Source organism: Hungatella sp. SB206, assembly GCF_051132295.1.
Classification (GTDB): Bacteria; Bacillota; Clostridia; order Lachnospirales; family Lachnospiraceae; genus Hungatella; species Hungatella effluvii.
Map to the genome: position 1 here is coordinate 5,468,890 of NZ_CP096603.1, position 20,795 is coordinate 5,489,684.

Sequence of the window (20,795 nt, forward strand, 5' to 3'; positions counted from 1 at the left end):
CTTGTATAACGAATAGATTTATGTACTGTTTTGTGCTATACTTTATCAAAACACCAAAGTGGATACGTCTTAGGAGGAGATAATGGGATTTGCTCGTGTTCTCAAAGATGGCAATGGAGACCCGTCGGGCTATCGTAAATATGATGGTGAAGTCGCCTATATGCCGAAGCAGCAATCGAACGAAAATATATTTCATCTAGTCAAAAACATTGATATTGATACAATGGAGATTGTAAACCACGATTTTATTAAAGATTGTAAGCACGTTTACCGCAGAGGAAAGCTGCTGCAAGACCTTTTTTATACTCCAGGATAATTACGCCCAAGACTGTAATCACATGTATCGAAATGGTTTTATTGTTGATGATGTGAACCGATCGATAACATAAGAAAGGACCGGCCGGAATCTGTCTCAATTTGAGACAGATTTTGACAGGTCCTTTCTTCATGCTCTGAAAGTTTTCACAGCATAAATCCCTTTGTCGCATCTTCCGCTAGGCGTCATCAAACGCCCGGTCCAATCTCTTTATTCCCTGAACTCCCAGTTGGTACTCCAGGTCCCTTCTCTCCGCTCTCCGGTGAAGCCGCCGTAGTCGAAGCTTCCGTCTCCGGGGCCTTTGTAGGGGCCGCGGTCTGGCTCTCTGTTGGCTTGGGCGCAGGAGCTTCAGACGGGGCCGTGGTCTCGGGAGACGCCGTTGTAGCTGCCGGGGTAGTAGCCGCCGGAGTGGTGGCCGCCGTTGTCTCCGGGGCCGCGGTCGTCGGCTGTATTGGCTTGCCCGCCGGTGTTGAGGTGGTCTTCGACTCGGTTCCCTCCAGATGGTAACAGAGTACCGGAGTCCCCGCCGAGATGTTCTCAAATATCTTCTGTGCTACGGAATGAGGCAGGTTGACGCAGCCGTGAGATCCGCCGTTCTTATACAGCGTGCCTCCAAAGCTGGAACGCCATGTCGCATCATGGAGACCGATCCCGCCGTTAAACGGCATCCAGTAATCCACCGGCGTCTTATAATCTTCGCCCTTTAAAACCGCGTCCTTCTGCTTATAGGTCAGGGGATAAACTCCCGCCGGAGTCGCCCAGCCCTTGGCTTCATTACCCGACACAAAGTCAGATTCCACCACAAGACTGCCGTCCTTATAATAGAAAAGGTGCTGCGCCGTCAAGTTGATCTCCACATAGGTGCTGCCATAATCATTGGCCCCATGGCTGACCGCCTTCTGCTTGTAGACCGGTTCTCTCGTCTGACTCTCGCCTGAACGGATTATAGCTGCCAGTTCATCCGCCTCCGCGGACTGGTCGATTCTCCAGCCATAGCTTCCACCCGTAATCCTAACGGTCTTTCCGTAGGAGGTATTAAGAGTTTTTGCCTTATTATAGGTATCGTATTTGGAGGCCAGACTCTTCACATACTCCGTGACCGCTCCGCTGCTGACATAAGCGTTTCCATCGTCACCGATGCCGATCCAGTCCTTGATAGTATCGCCGCTCAGCACCTCCCGACTGTCTCCAAAGGTATATGTCACTCTGACATTCACAAATTTATTAAGCGCCTGCACGCGGGCGAGGAGCTCTGCGTCGTCACTGGGAACTCCCGGCTTCACGTAGGCCTCCAGTTCCTCCAGGGACAGCTCTCTCTGTAAGCCGTTTACCGCCTCCGCGATACCGGCCATCACCTTGTCTCTATCCAGTTCGCTTCCCTCTACTGCAGGAATCACACTATATCCCTGGCCTGACACATACTCTGACATCACAGCATCCTGTGGTTTCACCACCTGCGTCTCATCAAAGCAGTTCAGCGCATCCACCACGCCCGTAAGCTTCTCATCACTAAACTGGATCATAGTATCGATCTCAAAAGTCTGAGTCGCCTTCCGATGGCGGAACCAGTCGTTGGGCTCCTGTTCCTCCAGAAGCCTCTCAAGGCTGCCGTCAAACACCGATTCCAGGCCGATCTCATCGCCCGATATCACTTCCTCTGCGCCGCCCCGCTCCTTGATGGTCAACGTATATCCGTCGATGCCCGAAGCGATCAGCTGCTTCACTTCATCCACAGTCTTCTTCGACGCATCAATGCCGTTAATAGTCGTATTTGGGAAAAACACAGTACGATACTGCTTTCCCGTCTGTATGTACAACACGGTAACCGTGGCGGCCGCCGCCACTGCGATACCGCCGCAGACAGCTGCCCAGAACTTTACGCCCAGCCGCTTTTTCTTTCTGCTGCGTGGTTTTTCTCTTTCCATTTAATTCCTACCTCTTTACTAGCAATTAGTTAATGTGTTTATTATAACGCATGGCCATGCATGATGTCCAACCCTTTTCTGATAAGATTTTATGACATTTTTATTACGATCCTCTCTCATATAAAAACAAATTTTTTTCAATCCCCCGCTTACAACTTTTACCTTTTCGCTTTTTCTAAATTCAAAGCATCGCGCACAGAAAGGTTCTTCCCCACCTCCGGGTGCGTCCCGGCACAGGGGGAGTTGATATCCCAGTGTGCCGCCATCTGAATACCAGTGCCTCCCGACGTAAATACGCCAGCATATAGCACCCGCTCTCCACGCCAGGTGCACGCCTGCGAAGCTAGTCGCAGCGCCCACTACGCCGTCGCTTCGCAGACGCACACCTGACGCGGATATCAGATGCTATATACCGACATATTTACGCCGGGAGGCACTAGTCATAAAAATGAACGTGACTGGCGAACACACGCATTATGTGTCCGACAGTCACGTTCATTTTTATGGCAAGCAGGAAGCAAGGCAGACGCGGGATATCAACTCCCCCTGTGCCAGGACGCACCTGGAGGCGGGGAAGAACCTTTCTGTGCGCGAAGCCACCCTTACTCCTCTTCGGGTTTGATTTTCCCCTTCTGGACCGCCTCCACGAACAGCGGCGCCAGCTGCGGATCAAACTGCCTTCCGGCCTGTTTCAATATCTCCTCCATGGCAAATTCCAGGGAGCAGCGGTCCTTGTAGGACCTTTTTGACACCATGGCGTCAAAAGAATCCGCAATGCAGAGAATTCTTGCGGAGAGCGGTATATCTTCTCCCGCGATTCCCCTTGGATAACCCTTGCCGTCATACCGCTCATGGTGGCCGATAACAGCCGGTATTACGTAATCCAGAGACGGAAGGTTCCGGATGATGCCAATAGCCGCTTCCACATGTCCCTTCATGGTCTCATACTCCTCCGGCTCCAGCCTTCCGGGCTTGTTTAAAATATGTTCCGGGATCCCGATCTTTCCGATATCGTGGAGAAGCCCGGCCTCCCTCACCAGCTCGATAAAGTCTTCACTCATGCCGTACTCTTCCGCCAGAATCCCCGCGTACTCCGCCACATGCCTTGAATGGCTGAAGGTATAATGGTCCTTGGCGTCAATAGCGGCGGTCAGCGCATAGATGGTAGACTGGTACGAGGTATAGACCTCCTCTCTCACCAGCGGTTCACCGCCCTTTGCATTTCCGTCGATGTGGGATCCGATGTCATAGACCATGACGCCGTTTTTCCCCTTCCGCTTCACGGAAAATACAGCCATGTCCGCGTTCTCCACCAGCTGCTTGATATTGCTGGCTGAATATGGGATGGTACAGATCCCGCAGCTCACAGTCAACACCTTTAAGGCGTAATCCGTGGCCCTCTTGTTCATATTTAAAATCTGCATCCGTATAGATTCTGCGATATTCCTGGCCGCCAGCACATCGAAATCAGGCAGCGCAGCCGCGAATTCCTTTCCGCTGTAGCGGGCCACATAACCGCGCTCTCCCACTGTGGCGCTGATAATCTTCGCCGCATTCTGAAGGGCAGCGTCCCCCTCCTTCATGCCGTAGAGCTGGTTATACAGCTTAAAATCATCGATGTTAATGATGATCAGAGCCAGCTCCCTGTTCGGCTTCTTCTCATACTGCTGATTCAAAAGCTCATAGAAATACTTCCTGTTTAAAAGCCCGGTCAGCTCATCCGTCCGGGCTTCCATGCAGGCCTTCTCATACAGCCTGGAGTTGCGGACCGCGATAGACGCTATGGAACTGACTGATTCCAGGAAATTCAAATCATCGTAGCCGTAGGATTTCCCCTTCTTTTTAGAGGCCAGAAGCACGATTCCAGCCAGGCTTTCCTCATCCTGCAGCGGAAGCATGCACTGGATTCCCAGTTCCCGGATCAGCTGCTTCTCCTCCTCCCACATGGACTTAAAAAGCACGGTCCTGCGGAATTCCGATATCTGGATACACCGCCTGTTCTGGCGCATCCACTCCACCATCGGGTTGTCCCCCCGTATGGTAATGTTTACGCCGCTGATGGGACGGGACCGGTGCGCCGTCTCATAATCCTTTCCCGCCTGGTCGGCCAGACAGATATAGATAGTCTCTACCGCCAGCGTCTCCTGGATAACCGTCGAAATCTCCTCCACGATATCTGCCACCTCAAGGCTCTTTGACACTGCTGTGCTGAATTTCTTTAAATTCTCCGTCTGGACCAGTTCCCCCTTAGTAAACAGAATATCGATAAATGTCTTCACCACCGATGAAAGCAAGAACGTAACCAGCGCGAAGCACACCGCCACGATCAGAAGGCTGCTTCCCGCAAATACTGGCATCTTCCTCTGAATAAACTCCTGGAGCGGATTGATGTAATTGGCAAACAGCAGTGCCACCAGCAACGTACTGATTCCGTAAACCACTCCTCTGGAAACCAGGAGTGTCAGCCGGAATAAATGCTTTTTATATAATGCATAGAACATGAATCCTGCGTTAATGATGCCTGAAAGGACATCTGTCGGGAATCCGCGGAACACCGGCACCAGAGTTCCGGCATGGCCGATAAACAGAATTACGATTCCTGCAAAGATTGGCTTCAGCTGATTTCGTTCCACCGTGTTCTTCCTGTACGACTTATGCACCAGGTAAAACATATGGATGATCGGAAACGACATGGTGATAAACAGGATAATAATGGGCCAGCCGATATGGTACACGAATCCGGCAGATCCGTTAGCCAGCCTTATCACCTCCGGGCATGGAATATAGAAGCCCCATTTGATGTTGGCCACATTATTAATCACCGCCAGTATGAACCACGACCACCACAGGATGGTGTCATCCGAATCCACCAGCGCATAGATAAAGTTAAAAAACGTAAAGGGCAGAATAATCAGGCCCACTATGGAAAAATGGAACCAGAATTCCACTCCCGGCCACAGCTCCATACGCATGGCGAGAGAACCGCCTGTCCACAGTAAAAACGCGGCCAGCACTACCAGAAATGAGTGGATGATTTTCGTCTTCTGCGCGGCCATGAACGCCACAAATAAGATCATGTAGCAAAACAGAGCCGTCACAGAGATAAATGAGTAGTTATACACTTCTCTCAGGCCTCCTTCCAAAAGCGGAAACCAGTTCCTGACTCTTTAAAAGCTCTCCGATCTCATACTGGGTAGGATTGATCCGCCGCATCTTCTCCTTGCCCCCGCGGTAATACGTATCAAACGTACCGCACCGCAGGATCGTGATCTCCAGAGGGTCGATTCCGAGTATCTTCTTCAAGTCCTTATAGTCCTCGTCGACGTATTTGAAATAGACCCCCATGTGCTCCTTTAATATGTTGACGGTTACGGCAGATGAAAACAGGCACTCCGGCTCCATCTCCACATACATGTGCAGAAATGGCCGCTTATTCTCCGTAATCTCCTTGGCCGCCGCCCAGTCCTTCACCTTCAGTCCGGACAGGCCGATGACCCGGCCAATGGAATTCTCCGTGATTCTTGTAAATCCGGCGATATCAATCACCGTTGGAATCCGGTCTATGTATTCGAATCTGGGGAATCGAACCTGATCCCGCTCATTTTCCAGGGCGATGCATCGATAGACATCCCCCACACGGTAACGCATGAAGACGCCGCCCTTCAGCACCGAGATCACAAGCTCGTACTTCTCGCCCTCCTCCACCTCGTTCATGAGGCAGGTACGCGGTTCATAGGAGGGATCCGCCAGACTCCGCTCCATCTCCTTTTCCGGGATGAACTCATAAAAGCAGGCATCCGGGAAAAAGTACATGCCGTCCCGGCTCCAGATCTCCGTTCCGATACACGTCGGCTCCGTTCCGGCAAATATCTCCATGGGGCGCACGCCCCACAGCTTCTCCAAATCGTCACGGTAGAGGCGGTTGTCCGTTCCGGCGCACATAAAACCCTTCAGACGGAACAAATCCTTTGGAAGTAAGTCTCTCCCCTCTTTCCTGCATAGATGCTTCGCCTTAAGCAGCCGGACCACCATAGCAGGACTGATGGAAATCTTCTTTTTTCCGTCTCCGCCTCTCGAACCGCTTCCGCTTTTATGACCGGAACCGAGAGACGCGATGCTGAGACTGACGTAATACGTGACGCTTCCGACGCCAAAAAAGAAGTCAATCCCTTTCTTTAAGCCCTTTTTAAAGCCCTTTTTATTCCGTTCACTGAACGACATCTTCTGGGCTTCCTTGACCGGTGGAAGAAATTCGATGCTGATCGCATCGTTGAGAAGCAGAGGGAAGATTCCCGTCGCATAGGGAAGTGGTGCAAGCGCGTAGAGAATGGTATCCTTCGGATTGACATCGAAGTCTCCCCGCCCGCTGCTGGTGGACAGCATCAGACAGCCAAGCATGTTATTCTGGTACGTCTCCAGCATGCTCCGGGTATAGGGAGCCAGCTTGATCGTATGCCTTCCGCCCTCCCACGTCGTCTGAATCCAAACCACAGGATCGTCCGGAAGTATGGATTTGTCCTTTAAGGACAGACTGTCCGCATAGTCTTCATAAGAGGTTAATGGCACCATTTTCCGGAACTCTTCGATCGTCTCCGGATTCCTGCCCTTCAAAATCGTCTTACCGATCCCGCTGGTCCTCCATTTACGAATTTGTTCCAGCATAAGCCGGTTCTGAATCGCCATAAACTCATCTATGGTTAAATCCAGAAAACCGCAGTATTCCTTCCAGAGCTCCCAATCCTTACGCTCCTTCAGTTTTTCTTCAAATTTCATCCCCGTCCTCCTCCATTGTCCGGAAGTACCCGGCACATTTGCTGATACTCTTTCCGGTGGGTATCAGAAATGGCGTTTCCCTCTGATACGCCTCATAGCCTGAAAGCGTTCTTTTAAATGTAACCCGGTCCTGAAACCAGACATACAAAACATTGAGCCCACTGTAACAGATACACACAGCCATCATCAGTCTCTGCCCGGTTAAGAGGGCGAGAAAGAGATACAGAAAGAAAAACCACACCACCCCCGGGTGTCTGCAGAGGGAATAAACGCCCTCTGTGTACACTGGCGGGTTTTCTTCCAGCCTGGTATACGTTTTCTCAAACGGCAATGCAAAAAACAGTGTGTAGATCAGCAGTGCTGCCTGGCTCACGGCCAGCGCACCAAAAATCACAATTCTCCAGACCGGCGCTCCGTACGCCCGGATCAGTGTGATGAAACAGGCTGCCGTAGACGCCAGCAGAATCACGTTCCCGATCAGGAAAAAGGTGTGCAGAATGCGGTTTTTCCAGGTAAAGCTGTTCAGATCATAGAGTAAAAACATACCAAAAGCAATCACGCCTGCTGCAAGATAACTCATTCTCCCTGCCTTTCTTTTTTATGACGTCTGATAATTCCGATTCCCAGCGGATACGGCCCCGTGTGAACGGCAATCGTCGCACCAATCTGGTTGATCCAGGCATCTTCCATCTCATACCCCCCGGTTCTGAGCGCTGAAAGCACCTGTTCCTTAAATAAAACCGCCTCTTCACGGTCATAGCCAAAGCCTATGGTAAACCGGTAGCTGCTTATGGGCCGCCCGTTTTCCTTCAAATAATCGAGCAAAAGAACGATCACCTTATCGATCGATTTTCTCCTGCTCCTCGATATTCCGCTTGGAAATATCTCTCCCTGCTTCAGGGTAATGATGGGCCTGATCCCCAGCACAGAAGCCGCAGCTCCGGCCACTTTCCCAATTCTTCCGCCGTGCTGCAGATAATCCATGCTTCCGATCGTAAAGAAAATCCGGCCGCTCTCCTTGATCTCGTCGAGTGCCGCCACGGCCTCCGAAAGGGTCATCCCTTCCTCTCTCATCGAGACGGCCTCCAGCACAAAAAGCCCCTGAAGTACGGTGTTCACGGTTGCGTCTATCACTTCAATCTGCGCATCCTCATACTGGCTCAGCACCATCTCCTTCGCATTCAGCGCGGACTGCATGGAACCGCTGAATTTCGTCGTGATGCAGATACACAGAACAGGAATGTGCGCCTGTGCAAACGGCTGAAATACGTCGACATAATCCTGGATCGACGGCATGGAAGATTTGGGATATACACCGGGCTGCTCCACCATCTCCCGGTAAAATTCGCGGATGCCGATTTCCGTTCCCTCTTTTTTATAGGTTTCTCCGTCAAAAGAAACATAGAACGGCACCACCGTGATCTCCTTCGCTGCAGTCAGCTCATCGGGTAAATCACAGGAGCTGTCACTGATCACTGCAAACCTGCTGTTTTCCATGTCTGATTCTCCTCTCCTCCGTATACAGCTGTCACGCATCTCACAAAAAGACTGAAAATATTTACGCGACACTTCCATTATACTAAACCTATCACAACCTGTCCATTGTAATTTACTCGATATCTGACAAAATTTTAGTCACATTTCGCTATTTTTAGATATTTTCTAAATATTTTTGTAACCTGAAATTTTTTCATATTTATTCCGTTTCACGCATCGCCGTCCCCTTTCATATGATAAATAGAAAGTGTATGCATAAGGAATATCACATGGCACAGTTTACACCGGTTTATGGAACCATCACCTCCATCACCCCCATGCAGACAGCAGACGGCACGCAGGACTGCACCCTTTTATTTTTCGTCATGACGCAGGATATCGGCCCTGTTACCTTTACTGTCACCCCCCTCACCTATGTGGAAGGCCAGGAGACGTTAAAGCCCGGAGACCCCATTGTCGCATTCTATGACAGTTCGGTCCCCACCCCACTCATTTATCCGCCCCGCTATCACGCAGTCCTGATTGCAGAGACGGATGACGGCCTCTTTGCCGCCTTCGACTATTTTGACGAAAATCTGGTTAATTCAGATGCGACACTCAAATTAAACCTGTCGGAAAGAGGCGGGACCGAAGTACTTATGGCCAACGGACAGATCTACTACGGCACACCGGCGAATCACTACCTGCTGGTACTCTACAGTACCACCACGCGCAGTATCCCGGCCATGACCACGCCGGAAAAGATCATTGTATTCTGCAGCTAGTACAGCATTGCGTAATTAATGGTGAATAGAGTGCCTGATATCTGCGTCAGGTGTGCGTCCACGAAGCGACGGCGTAGTGGACCCTACGGTTAGCTTCGTGGGCGTGCTCCTGACGCAGATAGCGGGTGCTATATTCACTGTTAATTGCGCAATGCTGTACTAGTAGCCTGAAGGCTGCCGCCGGCTGTCAAAAAGGGATATCCGGTCTAGACCAGATATCCCTTTCTTTGGAGCTCCATCTCTATCATATCCAGATTCTTTTCCGAATCCGCGGCCACCGTGTGGTAATGGCAGCCGCCGGTCAGGGCCTTTAACGGCTGATCCCTGCTCATCGCCATCTGATTCACGAATTCCAGCGCATCCAGCCGGTTGTTGATAATTAAATCCACACTGATCTGGCCGTAGAGTGCGTGTTCAATAGATACGTCCAGAATTCTTCCTCCGTAATCCACGATCGTCTGAAGCTCGTCCAGCATATGCTCCGTATCGTGATTCACCCGGAAGACGCGGACGCGCGCCTTCTCTGCCCCCTGCTGGGGTTTATAGAGAACATATCCCTTATTTGTGGACATGATCTCCTTATTCTCGGCCCGCAGAAGGGCGATATCCTGAACCACGACCTGACGGCTCACTCCCGCCCGCTTCGCCAGCTCCGCTCCGGACACGGGAGACGTCTCCTGATTCAGTATCTCCATGATCTGCTGTCTTCTCTTATCTCCGTCCACTCGATCCATCACTCCTGTTCCGCAGTCCCATCTTTTCTGTCGTTTATATCATTCACTGTCATAAATGCCCCCTCATACCCCAGTTTCCGGCAGAGGGCCGCTGTGTGGGGCTGTTCCAGCTTTGCAGCCGCCAGGGCGTCTACCTCATAAAATACGGACTCCTTCGGTCCATCGGCCAGCACCTTTCCGTGTGCCATCACGATAACCCGCTCAAAATACTCCGCCACGAAATCCATATCATGGAGAATCGCCAGCACAAACTTTCCGGAATCACTCAGTTTTCTTACAATTGATCCTATGACTGCGCGTCCTCTGGCATCCTGGGCAATGGTCGGCTCATCCAGAATCAGGACCTGTGTATCCATGGCCACAACCGAGGCGATTGCCACCATCTTCCGCTCTGATAAATCCAGATCATAGGGATTTTCTTCCGCCGCATCTAAGAGTCCTACCATGGAAAGGGCTTCTCTGGCCCGCTTTTCCGCCGCCTCCCGGCTCATGCCGATATTAAGGGGGCCCACCATGACTTCGTCCCTCACACGGTTTTTAAAGATCTGGTCATCCGGATTCTGGAATACATACCCCACACTGCTGGCCAGCTGCGCCACCGTCCGCTCCGAGATATCCTCATTACCAAACAGGATTGACCCGGAAACCGGCTTCAAAAGCCCCTTTAACAACTTGACCAGCGTCGTCTTGCCGGCACCGTTCTGGCCAATCACCGCCGTGGGTCTCGTATCCAGTTCCATGGCAAGGCCTTCCAAAACAGGCACATGCTCCAGATAGTGGAACGACAGGTCCTTTATACGGAAGATTTCCCCGGACATTCTTTCGGCGGCAGCCGGCAGTCTTTCTGCCCCCACTCTCTTTCCGCTTAACCCCGCCGGAAACTGATCCCGCAAGGCCATGGTCTGCTCCATCGTCACCGGATAGAGGCGCTTTCCCTCCTCTTTTCTGCACACGGAAAGCTTCCGGCAGACTCTTGTAAACACCGGCGCTTCCACGCCCAGTTCTTCTAAGTCATCTCTGGAGAATATCTTCTCCGGCGTATCGTACGCAACTTGTTTCCCATCGTGGAGAAGCAGGATTTTATCGCAGTAGGAGGCCAGTTTTTCCATCTTATGCTCCACCATAATGATGGTAATTCCGGTTTTGGACAGCTTATCCACCACCCGGAACACCTCCTCGCTTCCCTGAGGGTCCAGCTGGGAGGTCGGTTCGTCGAGCACGATAATCTCCGGCTGCATGGCCAGAATGCTGGCGATCGCGACTCTCTGCGTCTGTCCTCCCGATAAATCGAAGGGGTTCCTGTCGCGGTACTGTTCGATGTCGAGCAGCCTTAAATTCTCTTCCACCCGGCACACGATCTCCTCCCGCGGCACGCCTAAATTCTGCAGGCCGAAGGCAATTTCTCCAAATACCGTATCCTTCGCCCCGGAAAGCTGGTTAAATGGATTCTGAAAGATCAGTCCCACCTTCTGACACAGCAGCGCCACCGGTGTTTTGGCCGCTTCCTGCCCGTCGATCACGATCTTACCGCCATAAGCGCCCTTGAACATCGTGGGTACAAGGCCAACAAGAGCCTGACAGAGTGTGCTCTTGCCAGCCTTGTTTTCACCGACAATCCCGATAAAGCTGCCCTTTTCGACCTGAAATTCAAGGCCGTCCAGCGCCAGCTTTTCCGTATGAGGGTAACGGTATTTCAAATTTGTCACTTCAATCAGAGCCATCTTATCACCCTCCATACGATAGAACCTGCAATCAGGAGGACCATCAGAACCATAAATGCCCTGTCGCGCCCCTTGATCTTGTGATCGCTTAAAAATGTCTTCTTTGTCTTCGAATCAAAGCCCCGCACCTCCAGCGCGATGGCCCTCTCCCTGGTATTGATGAGAGAGCTGCTTACCACCGGAGAGATCAGCGGGATAAATGCCTTCGCCCTCACGAACAGGCTTCCTTCCGTCTCCATCCCTCTGCTCCGCTGTGCATCCATGATGGTATTCATCGTTCCCATCATCTGCGGAATAATTTGAAACACGGAACTGATCATATATCCGAAACGCGGGGAAAAGCCCGCCTGCTCTAAATCATCCACCAGGGTGGCCGGCTTCGTAGTCAGCACAAACATGGCGAACGCCAGAAGCATGTTTAAGATGTTAAGCCCGATCCTGGAAGCGTAGAGAAGCCCTTCCTTATAGAACTTAAGCGGCCCTAAGGCCGCCAGGACATTCTGATTCTCCCGGTTGAACAGACCGTGGATCAGAAAGACCGTGATAATGATGGTAAACGAAAAAGCAATCAGCGGAAAGACCTTTTTAATGATTTTTCCGCTGATGAGCAGTCCCAGGCTGACTGCGATAAACACGCCGAACATCCACAGTGTGCCCGTGATTAAGGGCACACTGATGGCCGCCACGATGTAAAGCATCTTGGCAAAGGGATGCAGCCTGGTCAAATACGTATCTTTGTCCACAAAAAGGCTGATACTTTTCATAAAACGCTCCATCCTTCATTTAAAATTTCATGATTAATCGAGGCTTTCCACCTCATCGCCCATCTCATAGAGGGAGGTCAGCTTCTTCGGCAGTCCCTTGATAATGGCAAACACAATTAGCAGTGTGATCAGCTTATCCGGAACATCGACAATCACCTCGTCCAGGAAGGAGCCCAGAGCTACCGGAAGGCCGGAAGCCTGAGACCATGCGAATACCGCGTCGCCCCAGAGGTTGCCGGTAGTACCGCCCCAGAACAGGATGTTGAGCGGTGTGGAGATGAGAACTGCCACAAATCCGGCCACGCATGCCGTTAAAACAGCGCCGGAAAGCTTCTTCATGCGTCCGAGCCTTGCCATGATTCCGACAGAAACGCCGATACCGAGGCTGGTCAGCGCATAGACCAGGGTGATGGAATCGCCTGTGGTAAAGCCGTAGATTAAGTTGTTCGCCGCGCCGCAGATTCCTCCGATGATCGGACCTCCCAGCACCGCGCCGATACAGGTTCCGATGGAATCCAGCCATAACGGCAGCTTTAGGACTGACGCGAACAGCTTCCCTAAATAGTTGATTCCGATACAGGCCGGAATCAGAACGATACATGCTGCATTCAATTTGGTCTTAAAAATATTACTCATACGAATTGCCTCCCTGTTTGTTTTTATCTATTCGTACAAACGCTTCAAGCGCTGTAAGAATCTCCATCCGTTCCCCCTGCATCATGGCGGACTCTCCGCCTGTATAGCTGTTAATGTTCTCCTCCAGAGAATCCTCCCACTCCACGACCGTGTTTAAGATAGAGGCCGTCCTCACGCCCCGCAGCCTTCCGACGACAAACAGCGCCGCCGTCTCCATATCGGAGCCGAGCACGCCCCTCTCTCCCCAGTAGGTGCTGACCGCCTCCTCGTCATCGATATAAAAGCTGTCATGGCTCCTGGCGATTCCCACATGGGTCTTCGCTCCCAGCTCCTCTGCGCTCTCCATACATGCCACTAACAGTTCCGTGTCCGGTATGGCCGGGTAAATACTGTCCACATACGTGACCGAGGCACCGTCATCCCGCACGGCGCCGTTTACGAGAATTAAGTCCCCCAGCCGGATCCCCTTTTTTAAAGCACCGCAGCTTCCGATCCTGATCATCGCCTTCGCACCGATTCTCGCCAGCTCCTCCACCGCTATGGTGGTGGACGCTCCGCCGATCCCCGTGGATACCGCCATAACCGAAACGCCCTTGTAGACGCCTCTCAGGCTCCGGTATTCCCTGTTATAAGCCAGTTCTTCCGCCTCTTCAAGGCACTCCGCAATCCGGTCCAGCCTCTGCGGGTCCCCGGGCAGAAGCACATAGTCCGCGGCCTGTTCCCTTGACAGCCTGATATGAGGCATGATCTCATCCATGTTCCCATCTCCCTTCTTATTTCTCATTTCTGTTATCTGTTATCTGTTATCACGTTCGGAAATGGCTGTACTTCCTTCATCACTCTGACACTTTCGCCAAAAACAGTACTGCCCTTTTGTTTAAATTTACCATAATCCATCTGTCTTGTCAATCAAAATGGCAGCTGACAAGACAGTTCATTCTTTGAGATTCTCTTACCTGCGTTCGGCGGAATGCCGCGAGGCAGAATAAAGAGTCCGGGCCTGCCAAACACGCCGACCGTCAGCGTGTCCGGCAGGCCCGGACTTTTTTTAATATTATAAAAAATATTCTACTCAACTAATTATAACAGATAACCGGTATACCGGTGTAAACCATATCGTAAAGAGTCTTAGCCTTTCCCGAAGGCAGATTGATACAGCCATGGCTTCCGCCGTACTGGTAAATAGTGCCGCCGAATTTGCTTCGCCAGCTGGCATCATGGAGTCCGATGCCTCCGTTAAACGGCATCCAGTAATCCACATGGCTCTCATACTCGTATGTGCCATCTGCCTTCTTCTCGCCGCGGAGCACTCTGTCCGTCTGCTTATAGGTCAGACTGTAGATCCCCTCCGGAGTCGTATAATTCTTGGATACATTCCCCGTCACACAGGGCGCATCCCAGGCCAGATTCCCATCCTGATACATGTAGACATGCTGGTTCGTCAAATCAATCTCCACATACGTCTTTCCCCAGTCCGTGGTCCTGTCCTGGGCCTTCTTGCTGTATAATGGTTCCCTTAACTGGCTCTGTCCGGTCCGGATCATGGCGATCAGCGATGCCGTCTCGCCCGCCTGGTCAATCTGCCATCCATAGGGGCCGGTAAGATTCAAATCTTTTCCCGTTGTCGTATGGAATGCCCGCGTCTTTCCGGCCGTATCAAACTGATCTGCCATGGATTTTACAAACGCCGCAGCCATATCGTAATTCACATCCACAAGCCCCTCCTGGGTGCTTCCGAGAATCCAGGTACAGATGGTTTCACCTTCGAGCTTTATTGTCTGCTCTCCAAACTGATACGTAATAACCATGTCCCTGCATCGGTTCATGGTGTCGCAGAGATCCTTAAGCGCCGCGTCCTCCGCGGTTACACTGACAGTCACATAACAGCCGGTTGCAACTAAATCCAATTCACTGCTGCCTGATTTCACAGCTTCCCTGATAAGAGCCAGAACCTTTTCCTTATCCACGTTGTTCCCCTGCACCTCCGGGATAATCGTAAAGGGAGTTCCCTCCTGATATGCCGTAATATGGGCATTCTGCGTCACTACGATATCTGACCCGCTGATACAGGAAAGTCCATTCACCGCATTCGTCAGAGTTCCTTCATCAAACTGTACGCTCATATTCACGCTGTGGGAATTGTCCGCCGAAGGTCCGGACACACGCCCCGAGGCGTTCTGTTCGTCGAGAATGTCCGAGAGTCCTTCCGGGGCCGCCGCCTTGTATCCGACGTCGCCGCCCTTTAAAGTCTCAGTCTTACCATCCTTCTCCTTTATCGTCAACTTGTAATCTGCACTGTAAAAGCCTTCTATCTGTGTTTTCGCTTCATCCACGGTAAGTCCGCCGATCCCGATGCCGTTTACCTTTGTTCCCGGTACGAATCTGGTCGTGTCATCTGCCAGTACAGCCTGTGCCGACATTACGATAAATACTGCCGCCAGCAGGGCACCTCTTACAAGCATTCCTGTTTTCTTCATTCTGATACTCATTCACCTTACCTTAAAACCTTTTAAGAATTGAGCGCCGTCCGGTTAAAAACTACCGCCGTCTGCTCTTTCTATACCTTAACACCATATGGGGTAAAAGTACAACCCCTTTTTTAAATGTAAGAATTACTTAATATTTTATTTCTCTTTTATTCCCTTTTCCGTCCCGGACAGACGGTACTCCCCGCTGCCCTCCAAATAGACCCACTGAATGGTACTTTCCTCCAGCGCATCTGTCCGGTACGGATTCCTCTGCTGCCAGGATGCTCCATACAGGCTGCTCTTCAGTTCCCCGCGTCCGGCGCGGACCGCCTCCTGGCCCGTCATGGACTTTAAGTCCACCAGTATACTCTGAAACTCCTCTCCCCCGTCGGATATCATAACGCTGGTTTTCCCCCATTCCACGGCAGACGCATACAGAGGCAGTTCCACTTGGCCCATAGATTCAAAAGACTCGTCCAACCCCAGGACAACCGTCTTCCATTCCTGCGGATAGCCATACTCCCCCACCGTTTCCGCCATGGAACATACTACCGCCCATTCCGGGCCTTCCGGCAGCGCCGTCTTCTTAAGCTCCGCGCGCCCGCAGAGCCGCAGATTCATCTCCTTCACCAGTTTTGTGCCTCCTGACTTGAGATCCAGCTCCCTGATTCCGTCTGGAGCTGCGAGATAGTAGGAGTCCCCATCCAGCCATCCGGCTGACCGGATCCCGCCGTCCTTTGTCAGATTTTCAAAGTATCGGTTCCACTGCACAGAAGTCCCCTGCTGCCCATCCGCGGCATCCATTGCCGATATACAGAGCCGGTCTCCTTTATAAAATCCCAGATTGATGCCGAACAGCAGCCCCTTGAACTTCTGCGTGACGGCCGCAGGTTCTCCTTGATACGTAAATGCATCTATGAGAAGTGAGTGCTTCTCATCGGGCAAAGGCACCGCCTTCACCTGCCCCGACTGAAAATCGTACCGGAACAGACGCGGCAGAAATCCCTGGGGATCCGCCCCGATAGACCCCTGATAGACCCGCTCCGTCCGGTCCTCGTTGTCCATGCCGTCAAACAGGACGTAAAGGCAGTCATCTTCCATTTTAAGAAGAGGCGACCGGTCCAAATCCATCCCCGTCTCTTCCAATATAAACAACTCCCGGATACTTCCGTCGCTTGTGATCTCCATCACATGATAGTTGTTCCTGAACTGTCCGGCAGGCTCTTTATAAATGAAACAGCCCTCCGGTTTCTGGTCTCTCTTCCTCACAATCTCGAACTCGCTGGTATGGTACGACGTCTCGAATTTTTCTGAAAACCGGTCCAGCGCAAAGTTAATCACGGTCCTTCCATAGAAAACAGTCAGAACAGCCAGAACCATCACGGTGGCTAAAAGTATCAAACAGCGCCTTCGCACCCTTTTCTCTTTTCTCAGGGAATCGCTCATAGTGTCCACCAGAAGCTCTTCCACGGCGTCTTTCCGGATATTCTCCTCCTTCCTCTCCCCGCATAGAAGTTCCACCACGCTGACGTCAAGCTCCCTTGCCAGATGCTCCAGCATTGATATATCCGGAAGGCTCAGCCCCCGCTCCCATTTAGATACCGCTTTATCCGTCAGATGGAGGCGTTCTGCTAACTGCTGCTGTGTCATCTGTCTCTCTTTTCGCATGGACCGTACAAACTGCCCAAATTTCTCATTATCCATAAATTCCCTCTTTTCCTGCTTTATCAGAACATGCCTGAACAATGCTGTACGCCAGATTCGTGGAGTGCAACAGGCCTGAACCATTTTCCAGTCGTGATTCAGCAAGTGCAGTGTACAAAATTTGGGGAAATATAGCAACCGACTGTCAGTAGAATTACGGATTTTCGCCTGCTGTGTACCCGAATTTGATATGAAACCATGGAATCCAGACAATTAAATGACTCTAAAGGGAGTATTCATCTGAAAAAGCAGCAGGTTAGCCAATCAAATTTAAGGCTTCCCTGCTGCTTGAGTCTCACTCTGCCAATTACGTCTCAGTCTACGACTTCAATGCTCTCAATCACCGGCTGATTTTCCTTTGCCACCGTTCCGTTGCTGTCTGTCACTTTCGTGTCCTCACAGATCTTATCAACGATATCCATCCCGTCCGTCACGTAGCCGAACACCGCGTAATCACCGTCGAGGTGGGGGCTGTCCTGATGTACGATAAAGAACTGGGAGCTTGCGCTGTTCTTATCCTGGGAACGCGCCATGGAAATGGCTCCGCGTGTATGGGAAAGCGGGTTATCCACTCCATTGCTGGAAAATTCACCCTTAATGGTGGTATCGGAACCGCCCAGCCCTGTACCCAGCGGATCTCCTCCCTGAATCATAAAGCCGTCGATGATGCGGTGAAACGTAAGTCCGTCATAGAAGCCGGACTTTGCCAGAGACAGAAAATTCTCGACGGTAATCGGGGCGTACGTCGGGTCGAGTTCCACTGAAATGGTACCGTAGTCCTTTACCTGAATCTTTACATGATGCTTCGCTGCTTCCGCAGTACCTTCGTCTGTTTTTGTCTCCTCCGCAGATGTCTCTGCGGCGGCGGCGGATTTTGTCTGGTCTGCCGCGCCCGCTTTTCCGGAACATCCGGCCAGTACGGCCGCTGCCAGAACCATAAGCAGCATGATACGTTTTTTCATAATTCATCTCTCCTGTCATAATATCGTGTTCTCTGCTAACGTATCATATTATAAAGCCGTATAGGAAAAATATCAAATGAATTTCTTGTGTCCTAGTAAGCCTTTCCGCCCAGAATCTCCTCATAATCCTTTAGATTCCGCTCCAGAAGGGACGGCGTATCCAGGCCATAGGGACATTTGCTGCTGCATTGGCCGCAGTGCAGGCAGTCCTTGATCTTCATCATCATATTCTGTGACGCCTCCGTTAAATGGCCCGCAGAAGGCGACCGGCGGATCAGGAGCGACATCCGGGCGCATGTGTTGATCTCGATCTCGGCGGGACACGGCATACAGTATCCGCAGCCGCGGCAGAACTCCCCGAGCAGTTCCTTTCTGTCGTGTTCGATTACCGCCTCCAGTTCCGCTGTCATTACTGGCGGATTCCCGATGTAGGACAGAAATTCATCGAGTTCATTTTCCCGCTGGATTCCCCAGATAGGCAGCACATGATCGAACTTTGCCAGATAGGCATAGGCCGCGGCGGAATTGGTGATGAGTCCTCCTGACAGCGCCTTCATCGCGATAAATCCCATGTCCGCCTTCCTGCACGCTTCCACCAGCTCCAGTTCCTTTTCAGACGCCAGATAGGAAAATGGAAACTGCAGCGTCTCATAAAGACCCGATGCGACAGCCTCGGCCGCCACATTCAGCCTGTGGTTGGTAATGCCGATGTGACGGATCTTCCCGTTCTCCCTTGCCTCCAGCATCGCCTCGTAAAGACCGCTGCCGTCTCCCGGCTTCGGACAGACTGCCGGATTATGAAACTGGTAAAGATCTATGTAATCCGTCTTCAGAAGCCGCAGACTCTCCTCTAAATCCCGCCGGAACTCCTCCGCCGTTTTTGCCGCTGTCTTCGTGGCAATGAATATCTTTTCACGAATCCCCTCAAAAGCCAGTCCCAGCTTTTCCTCACTGTCACTGTAGGCCCTGGCCGTATCGAAAAATGTAATTCCATGATCAAACGCCTTTTTTAACAGCCTCCCCGCCTCTTCCACCGAAACCCTCTGAACCGGTAGCGCACCGAAGCCGTTCTTGTTCACCGTAATCATGGTTCTTCCCAGTGTTACCTCCACCATATCCACTCTCTCCTTTGTATACAAATAGATTCTGTTTCATTTCTATAAATTGTATCACACTGTTATGGCCAAGGGTACATTTTTCAGGATAAAATCTCAATCATTCACATTAAGCAGTTCCAGCAGCCTCTCCGCCGCGTCCTTCGGGAAGTCTGCCGGGAGCTTATCTGACACCATGGACGAAAGCAGCTCATGGGTATTCCGGCTCTGAGGAAGCATATATCCCGCCTCGCGGTATAAGTCCTCTGCCATCAGCCGGTTGGACCGCTCCAAAGCTGCGGCAAACTGCTTCACTATCGGATCCGGTGTCTTGCGGCCAATTGCCGCGGCCATAGCTTCCTGCTTCACCTTGCTGACCGCCAGCTTATTTAATTGTTCTCTTGTCCTCTCTTCTTTCTTCTGCTGAGGGGGATATTTCTCCGGCACCATGGAAATGGCTCCCGACGGACAGGCATTGGCGCAGATTCCGCATCCGATGCATTTGGAGGCATCCACCTGGCCGGTCTCCGTATCGGTTGCCCCGGTCGGACAGACGTAAAGGCAGAGACAGTCTTTTGTACATAATCTGATATTTCTTACTGCATGCATATACTTACCTCCTTTGTACTTCCATGATTTTTAAGCTCGGGACCTTGCACACGGGACATATCGCCGGAGCCTCGTCGCCAATGTAGACAAATCCGCAGATATCGCAGACAAAGACTTTCGTATGCTCTAAAAATGCTCCCTGCCCGTTTTCAAAACGCTCCAGCAGGGATTCCAGCATTCTGGTGACCTTCCCGCTCCAGACAAGAGCCCTCTTGGCACCGCGGTCCCCACTCTCCCCCGCGGCCGCTTCCGCGTGAGGATATTCCGTCTCCAGATCCTTTGAAACCATTGTCAGCAGCTCTCCCGTATTCTCCGCATCTGCCGGCGCCGCCTTCAATCTGAAATAGCCGGCCAGTTTTAAAAAGAGCTCCATTTCCTCGGTAAGATACTGTTTCTCACAGCCTTTTGCCAGATTCGAACAAATCGCGCTCAGCTCTCCAAACGACAGTTCCCTGAGTTCATCGGCCCCTTCCCCATCGTCATCGCCGGTTTTCTCAGCCGGCTCCGGTGCAGCTGCCTTTGGCTCTTCCTCTTTCTTTTCACGGAAGGCGGATTTCGGAGCGCCGCACAACGGACAGACCCAGTCCGATGGCAGTTCCTCCCATCTCGTCCCCGGCGCAATCCCCCGGTCGGGAATACCAGCGGCTTCGTCGTATACGTAGCCGCACACATTACATATGAATTTCTTCATTCGCATGACCCCCTTTTCTTTTCAGGCTTTGCTGTCTGCCTTATATGGGATAAGTATACCATTTTTTTACAGCGTGGTATGTGACTTTGTCACAATATTAGTAACTATTACTATTTACAACACTTTCTTTCATATCC

Annotated in this window: 18 protein-coding genes; 2 read left to right on the plus strand and 16 right to left on the minus strand. The window is 51.5% G+C overall.

The features are described from left to right. Positions 1–82: 82 nt before the first annotated feature. Positions 83–316 (plus strand): hypothetical protein, encoded by a 234-nt coding sequence (locus M1L66_RS24255; RefSeq protein ID WP_434688652.1) that lies wholly within the window; start codon positions 83–85, stop codon positions 314–316. Between the two features lie 188 nt (positions 317–504). Here the strand turns inward: M1L66_RS24255 and M1L66_RS24260 are convergent, their stop codons facing one another. The 5 genes from M1L66_RS24260 to M1L66_RS24280 form a co-directional block, all read right to left on the minus strand. Then, entirely contained in the window at positions 505–2,241 is a 1,737-nt protein-coding gene (locus M1L66_RS24260; protein ID WP_434688653.1) for a L,D-transpeptidase family protein, read from the minus strand. A 602-nt stretch (positions 2,242–2,843) separates the two neighbouring features. Then, positions 2,844–5,363 (minus strand): HD domain-containing phosphohydrolase, encoded by a 2,520-nt coding sequence (locus M1L66_RS24265; protein ID WP_187024723.1) that lies wholly within the window; start codon positions 5,361–5,363, stop codon positions 2,844–2,846. Further along, positions 5,356–7,014, minus strand: a complete 1,659-nt coding sequence (locus tag M1L66_RS24270; RefSeq protein WP_434688654.1) for a GH3 family domain-containing protein — start codon at positions 7,012–7,014, stop codon at positions 5,356–5,358. Before M1L66_RS24270 ends, M1L66_RS24265 begins: the two co-directional genes overlap by 8 nt. Next, entirely contained in the window at positions 7,004–7,594 is a 591-nt protein-coding gene (locus M1L66_RS24275; RefSeq protein ID WP_434688655.1) for a hypothetical protein, read from the minus strand. The genes M1L66_RS24270 and M1L66_RS24275 overlap by 11 nt, the downstream gene beginning before the upstream one ends. Then, complete coding sequence (locus M1L66_RS24280; protein ID WP_187024726.1) at positions 7,591–8,511, minus strand: DegV family protein; 921 nt, start codon at positions 8,509–8,511, stop codon at positions 7,591–7,593. Before M1L66_RS24280 ends, M1L66_RS24275 begins: the two co-directional genes overlap by 4 nt. Before the next feature lie 269 nt (positions 8,512–8,780). On the opposite strand from M1L66_RS24280, the gene M1L66_RS24285 reads away from it, so the two are divergent. Beyond that, entirely contained in the window at positions 8,781–9,275 is a 495-nt protein-coding gene (locus tag M1L66_RS24285; RefSeq protein WP_434688656.1) for a hypothetical protein, read from the plus strand. A 206-nt stretch (positions 9,276–9,481) separates the two neighbouring features. Here M1L66_RS24285 and M1L66_RS24290 read toward each other — a convergent pair whose 3' ends face one another. The 11 genes from M1L66_RS24290 to M1L66_RS24340 all read right to left on the minus strand — a co-directional run bounded on the left by M1L66_RS24290 (position 9,482) and on the right by M1L66_RS24340 (position 20,658). Next, positions 9,482–10,009 (minus strand): transcription repressor NadR, encoded by a 528-nt coding sequence (locus M1L66_RS24290; RefSeq protein ID WP_117632029.1) that lies wholly within the window; start codon positions 10,007–10,009, stop codon positions 9,482–9,484. Further along, the gene (locus M1L66_RS24295; protein ID WP_434688657.1) at positions 10,009–11,730 is read right to left on the minus strand and encodes an ABC transporter ATP-binding protein; all 1,722 of its coding nucleotides are present in this window, start codon (positions 11,728–11,730) and stop codon (positions 10,009–10,011) included. Before M1L66_RS24295 ends, M1L66_RS24290 begins: the two co-directional genes overlap by 1 nt. Beyond that, a complete protein-coding gene (locus tag M1L66_RS24300) occupies positions 11,721–12,494 on the minus strand; it encodes an energy-coupling factor transporter transmembrane component T family protein (RefSeq protein ID WP_025529967.1) in 774 nt (257 codons plus the stop codon). Before M1L66_RS24300 ends, M1L66_RS24295 begins: the two co-directional genes overlap by 10 nt. Before the next feature lie 33 nt (positions 12,495–12,527). Then, entirely contained in the window at positions 12,528–13,130 is a 603-nt protein-coding gene (locus M1L66_RS24305) for an ECF transporter S component (RefSeq protein WP_187024728.1), read from the minus strand. Then, a complete protein-coding gene (locus M1L66_RS24310) occupies positions 13,123–13,887 on the minus strand; it encodes a nucleoside phosphorylase (protein WP_187024729.1) in 765 nt (254 codons plus the stop codon). Before M1L66_RS24310 ends, M1L66_RS24305 begins: the two co-directional genes overlap by 8 nt. 319 nt (positions 13,888–14,206) lie before the next feature. Next, positions 14,207–15,619 (minus strand): L,D-transpeptidase family protein, encoded by a 1,413-nt coding sequence (locus M1L66_RS24315; RefSeq protein WP_434688658.1) that lies wholly within the window; start codon positions 15,617–15,619, stop codon positions 14,207–14,209. Between the two features lie 135 nt (positions 15,620–15,754). Further along, positions 15,755–17,302 carry a helix-turn-helix domain-containing protein gene (locus M1L66_RS24320; RefSeq protein ID WP_434688659.1) on the minus strand — a complete coding sequence of 516 codons (1,548 nt, stop codon included), beginning with the start codon at positions 17,300–17,302 and terminating at the stop codon, positions 15,755–15,757. A 314-nt stretch (positions 17,303–17,616) separates the two neighbouring features. Then, on the minus strand, positions 17,617–18,264 hold the full coding sequence (locus M1L66_RS24325) for a peptidylprolyl isomerase (RefSeq protein WP_187024732.1): 648 nt from the start codon (positions 18,262–18,264) through the stop codon (positions 17,617–17,619). Between the two features lie 92 nt (positions 18,265–18,356). After that, entirely contained in the window at positions 18,357–19,379 is a 1,023-nt protein-coding gene (locus M1L66_RS24330; protein WP_434688660.1) for an aldo/keto reductase, read from the minus strand. Between the two features lie 96 nt (positions 19,380–19,475). Then, complete coding sequence (locus tag M1L66_RS24335) at positions 19,476–19,967, minus strand: 4Fe-4S binding protein (RefSeq protein WP_187024734.1); 492 nt, start codon at positions 19,965–19,967, stop codon at positions 19,476–19,478. 4 nt (positions 19,968–19,971) lie between these two features. Continuing rightward, entirely contained in the window at positions 19,972–20,658 is a 687-nt protein-coding gene (locus tag M1L66_RS24340) for a rubredoxin (RefSeq protein WP_434688661.1), read from the minus strand. Between the last annotated feature and the right edge of the window lie 137 nt (positions 20,659–20,795).

Excerpts from the sequence above, each read along its gene's own strand:
- M1L66_RS24255 (WP_434688652.1), top strand. The coding sequence starts at position 83 with ATGGGATTTGCTCGTGTTCTCAAAGATGGCAATGGAGACCCGTCGGGC.
- M1L66_RS24260 (WP_434688653.1), bottom strand. The coding sequence starts at position 2,241 with ATGGAAAGAGAAAAACCACGCAGCAGAAAGAAAAAGCGGCTGGGCGTA.
- M1L66_RS24270 (WP_434688654.1), bottom strand. The coding sequence starts at position 7,014 with ATGAAATTTGAAGAAAAACTGAAGGAGCGTAAGGATTGGGAGCTCTGG.
- M1L66_RS24275 (WP_434688655.1), bottom strand. The coding sequence starts at position 7,594 with ATGAGTTATCTTGCAGCAGGCGTGATTGCTTTTGGTATGTTTTTACTC.
- M1L66_RS24280 (WP_187024726.1), bottom strand. The coding sequence starts at position 8,511 with ATGGAAAACAGCAGGTTTGCAGTGATCAGTGACAGCTCCTGTGATTTA.
- M1L66_RS24285 (WP_434688656.1), top strand. The coding sequence starts at position 8,781 with ATGGCACAGTTTACACCGGTTTATGGAACCATCACCTCCATCACCCCC.
- M1L66_RS24290 (WP_117632029.1), bottom strand. The coding sequence starts at position 10,009 with ATGGATCGAGTGGACGGAGATAAGAGAAGACAGCAGATCATGGAGATA.
- M1L66_RS24295 (WP_434688657.1), bottom strand. The coding sequence starts at position 11,730 with ATGGCTCTGATTGAAGTGACAAATTTGAAATACCGTTACCCTCATACG.
- M1L66_RS24300 (WP_025529967.1), bottom strand. The coding sequence starts at position 12,494 with ATGAAAAGTATCAGCCTTTTTGTGGACAAAGATACGTATTTGACCAGG.
- M1L66_RS24305 (WP_187024728.1), bottom strand. The coding sequence starts at position 13,130 with ATGAGTAATATTTTTAAGACCAAATTGAATGCAGCATGTATCGTTCTG.
- M1L66_RS24310 (WP_187024729.1), bottom strand. The coding sequence starts at position 13,887 with ATGGATGAGATCATGCCTCATATCAGGCTGTCAAGGGAACAGGCCGCG.
- M1L66_RS24315 (WP_434688658.1), bottom strand. The coding sequence starts at position 15,619 with ATGAGTATCAGAATGAAGAAAACAGGAATGCTTGTAAGAGGTGCCCTG.
- M1L66_RS24320 (WP_434688659.1), bottom strand. The coding sequence starts at position 17,302 with ATGGATAATGAGAAATTTGGGCAGTTTGTACGGTCCATGCGAAAAGAG.
- M1L66_RS24325 (WP_187024732.1), bottom strand. The coding sequence starts at position 18,264 with ATGAAAAAACGTATCATGCTGCTTATGGTTCTGGCAGCGGCCGTACTG.
- M1L66_RS24330 (WP_434688660.1), bottom strand. The coding sequence starts at position 19,379 with ATGGTGGAGGTAACACTGGGAAGAACCATGATTACGGTGAACAAGAAC.
- M1L66_RS24335 (WP_187024734.1), bottom strand. The coding sequence starts at position 19,967 with ATGCATGCAGTAAGAAATATCAGATTATGTACAAAAGACTGTCTCTGC.
- M1L66_RS24340 (WP_434688661.1), bottom strand. The coding sequence starts at position 20,658 with ATGAAGAAATTCATATGTAATGTGTGCGGCTACGTATACGACGAAGCC.